The sequence below is a fragment of the Rhizobium anhuiense genome (assembly GCF_003985145.1).
GTDB lineage: Bacteria > Pseudomonadota > Alphaproteobacteria > Rhizobiales > Rhizobiaceae > Rhizobium > Rhizobium anhuiense.
Map to the genome: position 1 here is coordinate 396665 of NZ_ML133521.1, position 13440 is coordinate 410104.

Below are 13440 nucleotides of genomic sequence, written 5' to 3' on the forward strand. Positions count from 1 at the left end.
TGCCACTCATGCGCGCAACCGGCCTCGCCGCGCGTCCATGTCATGGCAGGATAAGTAACGGGGCGAACGTTAAGTGCGGTCAAGTTAGTGTTAAGATAGGTAAAACTCGCTCACGCGACGGTGTTTGTGCTGTATGGCTTCATCGAATTAATGACGGACGAAGTGAATGAACAAGGTTCTCCTCATCGACGACGATGCCGAGCTGACGACGCTTCTGCAGGAATATCTCGTTGAAGAGGGATATGACGTCGTAACGGATACGGACGGTCGCGCTGCCATTGCCGCTGCTGCCGGCAATACGGTCGATATCATCGTGCTCGACATCATGATGCCTCGGATGAACGGGATCGAGGTTCTGCAGAGGATCAGGAAGCTCAGCCAGGTTCCGGTGCTGATGCTGACCGCAAGGGGCGATGACGTGGACAGGATATCGGGCCTCAATCTCGGTGCCGACGACTATGTGCCGAAGCCATGCTCGCCGGGCGAACTGGCGGCGAGGCTGCGCGCCATCCTGCGCCGGGCGGGGCAGCCGGCAGCCGGCGCGTCGACCGACACGATCAGGGCGGGGCAGCTCGTGCTCCATCCGGGCAGCAGGATCGCCGAATGGCGCGGAGAAAGCCTGGAGCTGACCGGCACCGAGTTCAGCCTGCTCGAAGTGCTTGCCCGCAGCGCCGGCCAGCTCGTGTCGAAGCAGGACATTTCGAAACGGGCCTTCGGCAAGCCGCTGACCCCGTTCGATCGCCGTATCGACGTCCATATCAGCAGCGTGCGCCAGAAGCTCGGACTGAGGGAGGACGGGCAATCCTGGATCCAGTCCGTTCGCGGCCAGGGCTATCAACTTCTCGTGGACTGACCATGCCTAGGCTTTTCTGGAAATTCTTCGCGACGATCTGGTTGACGCTTGCAACGACGCTCACTGTTATAATCGTGATCGTCAACCTCTTTCAGATCCCGCCGCCTGGCCGCGATCGGGAATACCAGGAGCGAGCGATCATTCTGAAGCTGACTGCGAACGTCCTCGCAAGGGATGGGGAGGACGCCGCAGAGCGCTTCATCCGCTCAAGTGAAGATACGGTGCCGCTGGGCCTGACTCTTTCGAAAACCATGGGGTCGCCTGCGTGCGGAGACGAAGGTAGGGCAGAGACGAAGTCCATTCTGAAGGACGGAATTTGCTACCGGATCTCCGTGGCGCCGGAAGCGAACTTCCTTCTCAACGTGGTGGATAACCTGGCGCTGCTGGTGCCTTGGCTTTCGATTTTCGTTTCGAGTACGGTCGCTGCCGCAGCACTCGCCCGCTATCTCATTCGACCCGTCGTGCATTTGCGCGACGGCCTGAGCGCGCTCGCCCATGGCCGCTTCGACTTCCGTATCGGCGACCAGATGGCCGGCCGAAAGGATGAAGTCACTGCGCTGGCGCATGACTTCGATTCCACCGCCGCGCGGCTTCAGGAGCTTCAGGATGCGCAGCAGCGGCTGTTCCATGATGTCTCCCATGAATTGCGTTCGCCCCTGTCCCGCCTGCAGGCTGCCGTCGGCGTTCTTCGGCAGAGCCCGGCCAAACTCGGCGCCATGCTGGACCGAATGGACCGGGAGGTTGAACGGCTCGACGCGCTGGTCGGCGAAGTTCTGACCCTTGCCAGGCTCACCGCCGGCTCCGGCCTGCCGCTGAAGACCCAGGCCCTGGATGTCATCGAACTGCTGAATGAAATCCTTGGCGACGCCGCATTCGAAGCCCAGGCACGAGATGTGTCGATCACGACAAGCGTCGACGGCAGCTTCCGCGCCGAGGTCGAAGGCGAGCTGCTCTACCGGGCACTCGAAAACGTCGTGCGCAACGCCGTCAAATACACGGCCGAACATTCGCACATATCCGTGTCTTGCGAGGCGGCGGCCGAGCGCCTCAAAATCTGCGTCACCGATCGGGGGCCAGGCGTGAGGCGCGACGAACTCGAACGCATCTTCCAGCCGTTCTCACGCGGGAAAGAGGCGGTGCCAAGAGGCGGATACGGCCTGGGTCTTGCCATCACCCGGCAGGCCATCGAGCGCCATGGCGGGCGTGCGCATGCGTCGTTGCCTGACGCCGGAGGCCTGGCGATCACGCTGGAACTTCCGAGACGGCCGACGCCCTATGGTTCGGTTGATGATCAAGCATCCCGGGATTTTACCTAACTTTACAGTTTCTTTACCGCCATTAACGCTGGCCTCGCTAAGCCTGGATCTCCGATCCCGGTTCAGAAAGCTTGCCAGTGAGTCCGTCGCTCCGCACCAGACTATCATCCCTCCGCTACGCCGCATCCGCCTTCACGCTGCTGCTCGCAGGCTGCGTCAGCGGTCCGGATCACGTTCCCCCTGAGATGCCGCTTCCCGCCAAATTCGAAGAGGGTACCACCAAAAGCAACGGCAATGTCGTGACGGCTGAGTGGTGGAAGGCCTATCGCGACAAGCGGCTCGACGGCCTGGTGGCCCATGGCCTCAGCGAAAACCTCGATGTGCTGCAGGCGCTCGAGAGCATCAATTCGGCTGCCGCCAATGTCACGGTTGCCGGCGCCGGCAGTCTGCCGAGCCTCAGTGTCGACGCATCGCACACGGTATCCGGTGAAAAGGGGCGGCTGCGCACGACGGTCGGCACCACGAATACCACAGGCGGTGAGGCCAGCCTTTCCTGGCTGCTCGACATCTTCGGCCAGTACCGTCGCTCCAAGGAGAGTGCCATCGCCTCGCTGGGAGCCGCCTATGCGACGGCCGACAATGCAAAGCTCACCTTCCTGAAAGACCTGGTCGAGAGTTATATCGACGCCCGCTATTACCAGGAGCGCATCGCGCTTGCACGGGCGAGCCTGAAATCCCGCCAGCAAACTTACGAACTCACGCAGCTGCAGCTCAAGGCAGGTGCGGCCTCCCGCCTCGACGTCGTTCAGGCCGAGGGCCTGGTGCAGTCGACAAAGTCCGACATTCCCGGCCTCGAACAGAGCTTCACCGAATCGGCCCATCACATTGCCACGCTGCTCGGGATGCCGGCGGCCTCGTTGATGGACGAGCTGCAGAAAAGCGCCGGTCAGCCGGTTTTCCGCGGCGATATTCGCGCCGGCATTCCGGCCGATCTCATCCGCAACCGTCCTGATATAAGAAAGGCCGAACGCGAGCTGGCGGCGGCCGTCGCCGATATCGGTGCTGCCGAAGCCCAGCTTTATCCGTCGATCTCGCTCTCCGGTTCGATCTCGCCGAGCTGGGTCAAATCCTCGGGTGCCGGCGGCTCGAGCCTCACCAGCTGGTCCTTCGGACCGACGCTCAACCTGCCGATCTTCGACGGCGGCAAATTGCGCGCGAATGTCGATATCGAGAAATCGGATGCGAGGGCGCAGTATCTCGCCTGGAAAGCGGCGGTGCTGAACGGGGTCGAAGAGGTGGAAAACGCGCTGTCGGCAGTTCGCCGCGACACGCAGACACTGGCGCCGTTGCGCAGGCAGGTGCAGACGGCGGAGGAATCCCTGGCACTGTCGACCGCAAGCTACAAGGACGGCGCCTCGTCGTTGCTCGATGTCCTCGACGCCCAGCGGTCCGTCTCCGATGCTCAGGCAAGCCTTGCCGCTACCGTGCAGCAGGTTGCCAAGGACTATGTGGATCTCTATGTCGCCGTCGGCGCCGGTTACCTCACCCAAGAAGAGCCTGTCGCCTCGAAGCGAGTGGCGAAGTCGGGCTGATCGGCCGCCCGGCTAGAGCAATTCCAGCAAAAGTGTGCAGCGGTTTTGCGCCCGGAATTGCGTGAAAACAAAGAGATAGAGCAATTCCATGATTCGAAGAAAAACGGAATTGCTCTATCCGCGGCGGTGCCGGTCAAATGCTGCCCGCGGCCGTTATATTTCTATATTTTACCCAACTTTACACTGGCTTTACCGCCATTAACGCTGGCCTCTCTAAAAGCTGAATCGATGATCCCGGTTCAGAAGATTCGCCGATGGCTTCCAACATTCAACCCGTGAAAATGCCGACGCAGGCGGCCGTTTGCGCCGTCCTCCTCGCCTTGCTCTCTTCCTGCACGAACGTACCCCTGCAGCAGGGCAGCTCGCTTGGCTCCTATGCGGGAATGGCGGTCTCGGGCGGTTCTCTGACCAACGCAAAATTGCGGGTGAATTCGCCGGCGGTTCTTGCCGCGCAAACGGTGCGCATCGCTCCGACGAGGGTCGAGAATGCCGGCGGCGGTTCTTTCGAACCGAAAGACCTGGCACTCCTGACCAATGCGATCGACCGGGCGCTGTGCAGGGGTCTCAGCGACCGTTTCAAGGTCGTGGGTCCAAACCAGCCGGCGGATCTCGTCGTCCATGCGACCGTCACCGACATCGTCGCCACGAACCGTGCTGTTGCCGCGACCTCCACCGTCGCCACACTCGGCGCTTCGGTGGCAATGGTTCCAATCCCGAGGATTCCGATCGGTCTCGGCGGCTTGTCGGCGGAAGCCGAGGCGGTCGGACAGGACGGTACGCAGCAGGCGGCGATGATCTGGTCGCGCGGCGCGAACATGCTGACGACGAAGGCACGGATATCCTCGGTCGGGGATGCTTATTCCCTGTCATCGGCATTCGGCGCCGATTTCAGCCGCATGCTGATCAAGGGTCAGGATCCGTTCAAGGCAACATCGTCCATCCGGCTGATGCAGAAGATCAAGGCGTCGTTCGACAGCGATCCGAAAGACGACGCCTGCAAGGCCTTCGGACCCGCGCCCGGCATCAAAGGGGCGGTCGCCGGTCAGCTCGGTCTGCCGCCGAGCTGGAGCGATAAGGGCGCGGCGGTCTCTCAATAGCAGCCAGGCGGCGGTCATCTATCACGCGCGGCATGGCGGCTGTGGCATTTCAAAAACCAGCAGAAAGGACATCGACATGAAGACATATCTACGGCTTGCAGGGGCGGTGATGGCAGCACTCGCGGCGAGCCCGGCATTCCCAGCACAGGAACAGTTCCTGCCGTCCGAGAAGGCGGCCGCAATCCTCGCCGATGGAATTCCCTGGTCGGCACTGGCGCCGGATGGCAAGGCACTCAAAGTCACCCTGGAGAAGGACGGCACCGGAAGCATTCGCGGTCCGATGCCCTTTGCGCTCCCCGTCACCTGGACGGTCAAGGACGATGCGATGTGCATATCCGGCAAGATGGGTACGCACTGTCTTCGATTCCGCTCGGTTCCCGGAGGGCTTCAGGGCTGGGACGGCGACAAGCCGGATCTGAAGTTCAGCCGTTGACGTCAGGCGGGCACCTTTCAGAGATGCACCGCAACATGAGGAGTTTCCGATGAATTATTTACTGGTGTTCGCCACGGTCTCGCTGTTTCTGGCAGCGCAATCGGTTGCCATGGCGCAAGTTCCGCCCCCCATCCCGTTGATTCCCGGCCCTCCGGGGCTCCCAACCGTTGTCATGCCGCCACCGCCCGATGCTCCTCCGCCATCGGAGGAATATTCGAATGAATATGACGGGAGACACTATGCTTGGTGCGCGCGCCGGTACCGGTCGTATTCAGCCTATGACAATAGCTTTCAGCCCTCCAGGGGACCGCGCAGGCAATGTTATTCCCCCTACGATTGAGCTGGCATCGTTCCAGGCCCGCCGGAGCGGTTGTCTAACGTCCGACGGCGTTCAGGAGCCGGAGGGCAAGCTTGAGGTGCGGCATATCCAGCATGCGCCCCTCAAGCTGGATGACGCCTGCGTCCGGCCTGGCGGCAAAAGCGGCGGCGACTTTCTCCGCCCAGGCGATCTCGGAAGCGTCAGGCGTGAAAGCGTGGTTGATCGTTTCGACCTGGCTCGGATGGATGGCCATCATGCCGGAAAAGCCGTCGCGCCGCGCGCGGCCGACATAGGCCCTGAGACCGCTATGATCGTGGAAATCGGGATAGACGGTGTCGATGGCCGGAACGGCGGCGGCATGGGCGGCAAATAGCGTCAGCGAGCGGGCAAGCTCGTAAGGCGGCGTGTAACGGCCATCCGTCCGTCGCGCGGTCGCAGCCCCGATCGCGGCAGGCAGATCCTCAGCACCCCAGGTAAGGCCGCAGAGGCTGGCCGCGACGTCCCGGTAGCTGCCGATCTCGAAGATCGCCGACGGCGTTTCGGTTGCGATCGGCAAGATGGGGATTTCAGGTGCAAGTGAGCCTGCGAGCTTCAGCACCGAAGCCGCCCCCTCGGCCTTCGGCAGCATGATCGCGAAAGGATGGAGGCCACTCAGAGCGGCAAGGTCGTTTTCGAACTCCGGGGAGGCGAGGGGATTGATGCGGATCAGGAGATTGGTTTCGCCAGTCTGGCGCAGGACGAATTCTTGGACGGCCTGGCGGGCGCGTGGCTTGTTGGCGGGTGCAACCGAATCTTCGAGATCGAGAATGACGGCATCGGCGCCCGAGGCGAGTGCTTTCTCGAAACGCTCCGGCCGATCGCCGGGCACGAAGAGCAGCGAGCGAAGTCTCATGACGGCTTTACCTTCAGCATGACGGTGCGCAGGCACTGGCAGACGATCTCGCTGCGCTGGTTCAGGGTGATGTGCCGGAAGGTGACGATGCCGGCGTCGGGGCGGGAGTTCGAGCGGCGCAGTTCCGTCACCTCCGTTTCCACCCGCAGCGTGTCGCCGATGAAGACCGGCTTCGGCATCGTCACCTTGTCGTAACCGAGATTGGCGACGAGCGTGCCGAGCGTGGTGTCGCCGACCGAAAGACCGACGGTGAGCGCAAAGGTGAAGGTGCCGTTGACGACGATCCGGCCGAATTCGGTGCCGGCCGCATAATCGGCATCGAGATGCAGCGGCTGCGGATTGTGGGAAAGCGTCGTAAACAGCAGGTTGTCGGTCTCGGTGACCGTGCGGCGGATCTCGTGGGCGATGCGGTCGCCGAGCGTCCATTCGTCGAAATAGCGGCCGGCCATCAATCCTGCTCCTTCGTGACGGTGACGACCAGCTGGTTCTCCGAGACCCTGGCGCCGGTGGAAACCTGCAGTTTTCCGATAATGCCGTCAAAAGGCGCGCGCAGCGAATGCTCCATTTTCATCGCTTCGACCGTCAGCAGACGCTCCCCCTTGGCGACATGATCGCCTTCGGCGACATCCACCGAAATCACGAGGCCGGGCATCGGCGAAAGGATCGCGCCATCGCCCGCACCCTGGCTCGCCTCGATTTCGCTGGCGACGGGCAGGCTGATCGGCCAGGCATTGCCGCCGTCGAAAAGTACGGTCGTTTCACCAATCGTGACGATATTTGCCTCAGGCTTCCGACGTGATTGCCCCCAGAAGAGGTGATCGCCGATACGGATGCGCACCCGATTGTCATCCGCGTCGGCGATGCGGAATCCGGCAAGCGCGGCCCAGGGATCATCATCGGTATTTCTTGAAAGCACGGCGGCTGCGGTGTCGATCGCGATTTCGCTCGGCTCCGTCGCCACAAGGCTATCGCCATGGCGTTCGAGGAAGCCGGTATCGATCTGAGCGGCGCGAAAATCCGGATCGACGGCGATGCGGGCAAGCAGGCCGGCATTGGATCTGACCGGCCAGACCTCGATTTCGGCGCAGGCGGCTGCAAGTTTCGAAAGGGCTGCCTCGCGGTCCGGTCCATGCGCAATGATCTTGGCGATCATCGGATCGTAGAAGGCGGTGATCTCATCGCCCTGTTCGACGCCGCTGTCGACGCGGACGGATTGCGGCAGGCGCAGATGGTCGAGCCGGCCGGTCGAAGGCAGATAACCGGCGGCCGGATTTTCGGCATAGAGCCGGGCTTCGAAGGCCCAGCCATTCATGGCGATCTCGTCCTGGCTTTTCGGCAAGGGCTCGCCGCTCGCGACCTTCAACTGCCAGAGCACCAGATCCTCGCCAGTAATCGCCTCGGTGACGGGGTGTTCTACCTGCAGCCTCGTATTCATCTCCATGAACCAGATACGGTCAGGATGCAGGCCCTGGGAGGCATCGGCGATGAATTCGATGGTGCCGGCGCCGACATAGTTGACCGCTCTTGCGGCCTTGACCGCCGCCTCGCAGATCACCGCCCGGGTGGCGGCATCGAGGCCGGGGGCAGGGGCCTCCTCGATCACCTTTTGATGACGGCGTTGCAGCGAACAATCGCGTTCGAAGAGATGCACGCAATTGCCGAGCTTGTCGGCGAAAACCTGCACCTCGATATGGCGCGGATTGGCGATATAGCGTTCGATCAGAACGCGGTCGTCGCCGAAGGCGGCGGCCGCCTCACGGCGGCAGGAGGCGAGACGTTCGGCGAAATCCTGCGCGCGGTCGACGCGGCGCATGCCCTTGCCGCCGCCGCCGGCAACCGCCTTGATGAGTACGGGATAACCGATGGCCTCGGCTTCCGCCGCCAGCCTCTCTTCGCCCTGGTCCGATCCGAGATAACCGGGGGTCACGGGCACGCCGGCTGCCTGCATCAATTCCTTGGCGGCATCCTTGAGCCCCATCGCCCGGATGGCAGCGGCCGGCGCGCCGACCCAGACGATGCCGGCCTTCTCCACCGCCTCGGCAAAATCGGCATTTTCCGACAGGAAGCCGTAGCCCGGATGGATCGCAGCGGCGCCGCTCTTGCGGGCAGCCTCCAGGATGCGCTGCGGCGAGAGATAGCTTTCGCGGGCCGGCGAGGGGCCGATGGCGATCGCCTCGTCCGCCTCCCTGACAAAGGGCAGGCCGGCATCGGCTTCGGAATAGACGGCAATGGTGCGGATGCCGAGCATCCTGGCCGTGAGGATGACGCGGCGGGCGATTTCGCCCCGGTTGGCAATGAGCAGGCTTTCCATCATCGACGCCTCACATCCTGAACAGGCCGAAGCGCGGCCCTTTCGGGATCGGCGCATTCAGGCAGGCGGAAAAGGCAAGGCCCAGCACGTCCCGCGTCTGGCGTGGATCGATGATGCCGTCGTCCCAAAGGCGGGCGGTGGCATAATAGGGATTGCCCTCGGCCTCGTAGCCGGCGCGGATCGGCGCCTTGAAGGCTTCCTCCTCTTCCATGGGCCAATTCTCACCGCGCGCCTCCATGGAATCTCGGCGAATGGTGGCAAGCACGGAGGCCGCCTGTTCGCCGCCCATCACGCTGATGCGGCTGTTCGGCCAGGTGAAGAGGAAGCGCGGGCGATAGGCGCGGCCGCACATGCCGTAATTGCCGGCACCGAAACTGCCGCCGATGATGACGGTGACCTTCGGCACGGTGGCGGTTGCAACGGCCGTCACCAGCTTGGCCCCGTCCTTGGCGATGCCGCCAGCCTCATAGCGGCCGCCGACCATGAAGCCAGAAATATTCTGCAGGAAAAGCAAGGGTATGCGCCGCTGGCAGGCGAGCTCGATGAAATGGGCGCCCTTCAGCGCACTTTCGGAAAACAGCACGCCGTTATTGGCGATGACGGCGACCGGCATGCCCCAGATGCGGGCGAAACCGCAGACCAGCGTGGTGCCGTAGAGCGGCTTGAACTCATGCAGTTCCGAGCCATCGACGATCCGTCCGATGACCTCGCGCACGTCGTAGGGTGAACGCACATCATCCGGGATGAGACCGCAGAGATCTTCGGGATCGAGTTTCGGCGGTCGCGGCGGCTGGAGGTCGATATCGACTGATTTCACAGTGTTGAGGGTGGCTGCGATATCGCGCACGAGCAGCAGCGCATGTTCATCGTTCTCGGCGACATGATCGACAACGCCGGAGCGGCGGCCATGGGTCTCGGCGCCGCCGAGCTCTTCGGCCGAGATGATCTCGCCGGTCGCGGCCTTCACCAGCGGCGGACCGGCGAGGAAGATCGTGCCCTGATTGCGCACGATGACCGTCTCGTCGGACATGGCGGGCACATAGGCGCCGCCGGCGGTGCAGCTTCCCAACACGCAGGCGATCTGTGGGATTCCCTCGGCCGACATCTGGGCCTGGTTGTAGAAGATCGCGCCGAAATGGTCGCGGTCGGGAAAGACGTCGGCCTGATGCGGGAGATTGGCGCCACCGCTATCGACCAGATAGAGGCATGGCAGCCGGTTCTGCAGAGCAATCTCCTGCGCCCGCAGATGTTTCTTCACCGTCAGGGGGTAATAGGCGCCGCCCTTCACCGTCGCGTCATTGGCGACGATCATCACCTCGCGGCCGCAAACACGGCCGATGCCTGTTATGATGCCGGCGCCGGGCGCCTCATCATCATACATGCCGTTGGCCGCCAGCGTGCCGATCTCCAGGAACGGGCTGCCGGCATCGATGAGCAGCTGGATCCGGTCGCGCGGCAGGAGCTTGCCCTTGCCGGTATGGCGCTCGCGCGCTGCCTGCGATCCACCCTGGCGCGCTTTCGCCGAGCGGTCGTGGAGTTCGTCGCTAAGGGCCTTGTTCTTGGCTGTATTGGCCTTGAAGGTCTCGCTATCGCGGTCGATCGCAGTCGAAATCACCGTCATGATGCGATGAGCTCCCGGCCGATCAGGTAGCGGCGGATCTCGTTGGTACCGGCGCCGATATCGTAGAGCTTGGCGTCGCGCAAAAAGCGTTCGACCGGCCATTCCTTGGTATAGCCGGCGCCGCCGAGTGCCTGGATCGCTTCCAGCGAGACCTTCACGGCATTCTCGCTGGCAAAGAGGATCGCGGCGGCCGCATCCGTGCGCGTCGCGCGGCCGGCATCGCAGGCCCGGGCAACGGTATAGACATAGGCGCGCGCCGAATTCAGCGCGACATACATGTCGGCGATCTTGCCCTGCATCAGCTGGAAGTCACCGATCGGCTTACCGAACTGTTTGCGATCGCTGACATAGGGCAACACGACGTCGAGGCAGGCCTGCATGATGCCAAGCGGCCCGGCGGCGAGCACTGCGCGCTCGTAGTCGAGGCCGGACATCAGGATCTTCACGCCTTCTCCCTCCCGGCCCATCAGCGCCTCGGCCGGCACCTCGCAATCCTGAAAGACCAGTTCGGCGGTATCGCTGCCGCGCATGCCGAGCTTCGAGAGTTTCTTGGAGACGCTGAGGCCCGGCAGGCCCTTTTCGACGATGAAGGCGGAAATGCCTTTCGGGCCGGCTGCGGGATCGGTCTTGGCATAGACGACCAGCACATCGGCATGCGGCGCGTTGGTGATCCAGAATTTGGCGCCGTTCAGAACATAGCGGTCCCCCTTTTTCTCGGCACGCAAGCGCATGGAGACGACATCGGAACCGGAGCCCACCTCGGACATGGCAAGCGAACCCACATGTTCGCCGGAGATCAGTTTCGGCAGATGACGGCGTTTCTGTTCCGGCGAGGCCCAGCGGCGGATCTGGTTGACGCAGAGATTGGAATGGGCACCGTAACTCAAGCCCACGGAAGCCGAGGCCCGTGAAATCTCCTCCATGGCGACGACATGATCGAGATAACCGAGACCGGCGCCGCCGAATTCTTCCTCGACGGTAATCCCATGCAGGCCGAGGGCGCCCATCTCAGGCCAGAGGTGGCGTGGAAACGTGTTGCTTTCGTCGATTTCCGCAGCCAGCGGAGCAATATGAGCGGCAGCAAACCGCGCCGTCGTTTCACGGATCGCGTCCGCGGTTTCGCCGAGCGAAAAATCAAACATGGCACTCCTCCCGCTGAAATATGTAGCGCGGGTTGCGGCGGGGTCAAAGTGCCCTTGAATGATACGGGTGGAGAGCCTTGAGAATTCTCGTCGAGGGCGCGTGAACGCCATTTTCTTGAAAAGATGGAAAATATGGAATATATGGAAATTAAACCGGAGAGTATAGTCATGCGACAGTTCACGACAGGTGATCTCAATAAACAGATTGGTGATGTCACCGATGTCGCGAGCCGCGAGCCGGTTATTCTTACCCGCCACAACAAGCCCCGTTTCGTGCTGATGAGCTATGAACACTATCAGCGGATGCGCAGCGGCGAGGACCCGCGTCGCGCGCATCACATTTCGGAGATGCCGGATGAGCATGCCGAATTGTTCGGCGAGGCGATTGAGCGACTGGCGCGCGGGGAAAGTTACGACGATGAACCATGAGTTTCGCCCTGGCGAGGTGATAACCTATCCCTATCTCTGGGCATGGCAGCAGCAGCGTGGTGAGACGGAGTGGCGCAAACAGCGCCCGGTCTGTGTCATCATTGCGATCCGCAGTGCGAGCGATGGAAATACGCATCTCGCCCTTCTGGCAATCACCACGCAACCGCCGCCGTCGGGAAGGGCTGCGCTGGAAATTCCCGATATCGAACGTCGGCGTGCTGGTCTCGGTGATCTCAAACAAAGTTGGATCGTCGTCGACGAATACAATTACGATATCGTCGAGCGTTCCTGGTACATCGAGCCTCATCAGGAGGTTCTTGGTCGCTTCAGCAAGTCCTTCGTGATGAAGATTGCCGTCATGTTCGCGAACGCGCGGGGCCGGTCAGAACGAGTCAATCGATTCGACTGACATCCTCTCGATTTTCCGTTCCGTCCCGCCGAAAGGCCTCAGGGCTCTTGCCTATCCATTTCCTGAAGGCCCGGAAGAAGGCGCTCGGCTCGGAATAGCCGAGCTGGACGGCGATCTCGCCGATGGTCTTCGGCGTGTTCAGCAGCAGGTCAACGGCGAGATCCCGGCGGATGTCATCCTTGATGGCGGCATAGCTTTGTCCCTCGTCGTGCAGGCGGTGGCGGAGCGTGGAGGGCGGCATGCGCATATCAGCGGCGAGCTCGGCGAAGCTCCGCCACATGGCAGGTGTTGCCTGACTCAAGCGGCGGCGCACGGCTGCGGCGATGCCGGCATCATAGCGGTAGCGCACCAGAATATTGGCGGGCGCGCCGCGCAGGAACTGTTTGAGCGCCTGTTCGCTGCGTGAAATCGGCAGGTCGAGCAGGGTGCTGTCAAAGCCCAGCCGGCTGATGGCTTGCGAGAAACGCACCGGCGCACCGAAGAACAGCCGGTAGTCGGCGCCCTGTTTAGGCTCGGCGCAGCGGAAATCGACGCGCCGGATCGGAATGCGCCGGCCAACCAGCCAGCAGATGATGCCGTGCAGGATGATCCAATAGGTACGGTAGGCGAAGGCCGAACGCGGGCCGCCGGCATCCCGAAGCTCGACCTCGGCCAGACCGTCGCGGATGACGAGCTGTCCCCTGGGATCGTCGAGCACGATATCGAGGAAACGCAGCGCCCGACGAAGCGCATGACCCAGCGTCGGCGCATGCAGCACAGAGTGGCAGAGCAGTGTGAAGCTGCCGCTGCGCATCGGTCGGCCGCCCATGCCGAAGAATTCGTCGTCGAGCTCGGCGGCGATGGCCAGCCACAGCGCGCCGTAGGTTTCTGCCGAGACCGGCTGGTCGACCCGGGGCAGTCCCACGCGCGCAAGAATAGGCTGCGTCGGCTTATCTAGTCGCCGCAGGCTGTCGAGCGCCTCCTCGACAAAGGCCGGCGCAATCATCCGTCGCTCGATTTCGGCCACCCCACCCTCGCTATGGCAAAACTGGCCGAAATAATGGAGCATTTCTGTCATCGCTTGCAATAGGTGGAGCGAATAGAATC

14 protein-coding genes are annotated in these 13440 nt (G+C 62.5%); 8 read left to right on the plus strand and 6 right to left on the minus strand.

Features of this window, described 5'->3' with window-relative positions; genetic code table 11:
- Nucleotides 1-166 precede the first annotated feature (166 nt).
- The 6 genes from EEQ99_RS01950 to EEQ99_RS34960 all read left to right on the plus strand — a co-directional run bounded on the left by EEQ99_RS01950 (nt 167) and on the right by EEQ99_RS34960 (nt 5571).
- Nucleotides 167-853 (plus strand): response regulator, encoded by a 687-nt coding sequence (locus tag EEQ99_RS01950; RefSeq protein WP_047614748.1) that lies wholly within the window; start codon nt 167-169, stop codon nt 851-853.
- Nucleotides 854-855: 2 nt separating this feature from the next.
- Nucleotides 856-2169, plus strand: a complete 1314-nt coding sequence (locus EEQ99_RS01955; protein ID WP_063475889.1) for a HAMP domain-containing sensor histidine kinase — start codon at nt 856-858, stop codon at nt 2167-2169.
- A gap of 77 nt (nt 2170-2246) precedes the next feature.
- Nucleotides 2247-3701 carry an efflux transporter outer membrane subunit gene (locus EEQ99_RS01960; RefSeq protein WP_097542484.1) on the plus strand — a complete coding sequence of 485 codons (1455 nt, stop codon included), beginning with the start codon at nt 2247-2249 and terminating at the stop codon, nt 3699-3701.
- Nucleotides 3702-3955: 254 nt separating this feature from the next.
- Nucleotides 3956-4798, plus strand: coding sequence for a DUF3313 domain-containing protein (locus EEQ99_RS01965; RefSeq protein ID WP_047612445.1), 843 nt, complete (start codon nt 3956-3958; stop codon nt 4796-4798).
- Between the two features lie 76 nt (nt 4799-4874).
- Nucleotides 4875-5231, plus strand: a complete 357-nt coding sequence (locus tag EEQ99_RS01970; RefSeq protein ID WP_088930359.1) for a hypothetical protein — start codon at nt 4875-4877, stop codon at nt 5229-5231.
- A 172-nt stretch (nt 5232-5403) separates the two neighbouring features.
- Nucleotides 5404-5571: a BA14K family protein gene (locus tag EEQ99_RS34960; RefSeq protein WP_373289068.1), complete on the plus strand. Its 168-nt coding sequence runs from the start codon at nt 5404-5406 to the stop codon at nt 5569-5571.
- A 34-nt stretch (nt 5572-5605) separates the two neighbouring features.
- Here EEQ99_RS34960 and EEQ99_RS01980 read toward each other — a convergent pair whose 3' ends face one another.
- The 5 genes from EEQ99_RS01980 to EEQ99_RS02000 are packed head-to-tail and all read right to left on the minus strand — an operon-like array spanning nt 5606 to nt 11516.
- Nucleotides 5606-6442: an HpcH/HpaI aldolase/citrate lyase family protein gene (locus tag EEQ99_RS01980; protein WP_047614756.1), complete on the minus strand. Its 837-nt coding sequence runs from the start codon at nt 6440-6442 to the stop codon at nt 5606-5608.
- On the minus strand, nt 6439-6891 hold the full coding sequence (locus tag EEQ99_RS01985; protein WP_047612454.1) for a MaoC family dehydratase: 453 nt from the start codon (nt 6889-6891) through the stop codon (nt 6439-6441). The genes EEQ99_RS01980 and EEQ99_RS01985 overlap by 4 nt, the downstream gene beginning before the upstream one ends.
- Entirely contained in the window at nt 6891-8756 is a 1866-nt protein-coding gene (locus tag EEQ99_RS01990; RefSeq protein ID WP_127429932.1) for an acetyl/propionyl/methylcrotonyl-CoA carboxylase subunit alpha, read from the minus strand. The genes EEQ99_RS01985 and EEQ99_RS01990 overlap by 1 nt, the downstream gene beginning before the upstream one ends.
- Before the next feature lie 7 nt (nt 8757-8763).
- Complete coding sequence (locus EEQ99_RS01995) at nt 8764-10374, minus strand: carboxyl transferase domain-containing protein (protein WP_127429933.1); 1611 nt, start codon at nt 10372-10374, stop codon at nt 8764-8766.
- Nucleotides 10371-11516, minus strand: coding sequence for an isovaleryl-CoA dehydrogenase (locus EEQ99_RS02000; RefSeq protein WP_127429934.1), 1146 nt, complete (start codon nt 11514-11516; stop codon nt 10371-10373). Before EEQ99_RS02000 ends, EEQ99_RS01995 begins: the two co-directional genes overlap by 4 nt.
- Before the next feature lie 168 nt (nt 11517-11684).
- Here EEQ99_RS02000 and EEQ99_RS02005 point away from each other — a divergent pair, with 168 nt between their 5' ends.
- Together EEQ99_RS02005 and EEQ99_RS02010 are read left to right on the plus strand one after the other, a co-directional pair.
- A complete protein-coding gene (locus EEQ99_RS02005) occupies nt 11685-11945 on the plus strand; it encodes a type II toxin-antitoxin system Phd/YefM family antitoxin (protein WP_097542661.1) in 261 nt (86 codons plus the stop codon).
- The gene (locus tag EEQ99_RS02010) at nt 11935-12354 is read left to right on the plus strand and encodes a hypothetical protein (RefSeq protein WP_127430147.1); all 420 of its coding nucleotides are present in this window, start codon (nt 11935-11937) and stop codon (nt 12352-12354) included. The genes EEQ99_RS02005 and EEQ99_RS02010 overlap by 11 nt, the downstream gene beginning before the upstream one ends.
- Here the strand turns inward: EEQ99_RS02010 and EEQ99_RS02015 are convergent.
- The gene (locus tag EEQ99_RS02015) at nt 12338-13402 is read right to left on the minus strand and encodes an AraC family transcriptional regulator (RefSeq protein ID WP_244604744.1); all 1065 of its coding nucleotides are present in this window, start codon (nt 13400-13402) and stop codon (nt 12338-12340) included. The genes EEQ99_RS02010 and EEQ99_RS02015 overlap by 17 nt on opposite strands.
- Between the last annotated feature and the right edge of the window lie 38 nt (nt 13403-13440).

What these genes read in the sequence shown, in the direction of transcription:
- EEQ99_RS02005 (WP_097542661.1), top strand. Translation starts at nt 11,685, where the DNA reads ATGCGACAGTTCACGACAGGTGATCTCAATAAACAGATTGGTGATGTC.
- EEQ99_RS01985 (WP_047612454.1), bottom strand. Translation starts at nt 6,891, where the DNA reads ATGGCCGGCCGCTATTTCGACGAATGGACGCTCGGCGACCGCATCGCC.
- EEQ99_RS01955 (WP_063475889.1), top strand. Translation starts at nt 856, where the DNA reads ATGCCTAGGCTTTTCTGGAAATTCTTCGCGACGATCTGGTTGACGCTT.
- EEQ99_RS01995 (WP_127429933.1), bottom strand. Translation starts at nt 10,374, where the DNA reads ATGACGGTGATTTCGACTGCGATCGACCGCGATAGCGAGACCTTCAAG.
- EEQ99_RS34960 (WP_373289068.1), top strand. Translation starts at nt 5,404, where the DNA reads ATGCCGCCACCGCCCGATGCTCCTCCGCCATCGGAGGAATATTCGAAT.
- EEQ99_RS02015 (WP_244604744.1), bottom strand. Translation starts at nt 13,402, where the DNA reads ATGCTCCATTATTTCGGCCAGTTTTGCCATAGCGAGGGTGGGGTGGCC.
- EEQ99_RS02000 (WP_127429934.1), bottom strand. Translation starts at nt 11,516, where the DNA reads ATGTTTGATTTTTCGCTCGGCGAAACCGCGGACGCGATCCGTGAAACG.
- EEQ99_RS01970 (WP_088930359.1), top strand. Translation starts at nt 4,875, where the DNA reads ATGAAGACATATCTACGGCTTGCAGGGGCGGTGATGGCAGCACTCGCG.
- EEQ99_RS01965 (WP_047612445.1), top strand. Translation starts at nt 3,956, where the DNA reads ATGGCTTCCAACATTCAACCCGTGAAAATGCCGACGCAGGCGGCCGTT.
- EEQ99_RS01980 (WP_047614756.1), bottom strand. Translation starts at nt 6,442, where the DNA reads ATGAGACTTCGCTCGCTGCTCTTCGTGCCCGGCGATCGGCCGGAGCGT.
- EEQ99_RS01990 (WP_127429932.1), bottom strand. Translation starts at nt 8,756, where the DNA reads ATGATGGAAAGCCTGCTCATTGCCAACCGGGGCGAAATCGCCCGCCGC.
- EEQ99_RS01950 (WP_047614748.1), top strand. Translation starts at nt 167, where the DNA reads ATGAACAAGGTTCTCCTCATCGACGACGATGCCGAGCTGACGACGCTT.
- EEQ99_RS02010 (WP_127430147.1), top strand. Translation starts at nt 11,935, where the DNA reads ATGAACCATGAGTTTCGCCCTGGCGAGGTGATAACCTATCCCTATCTC.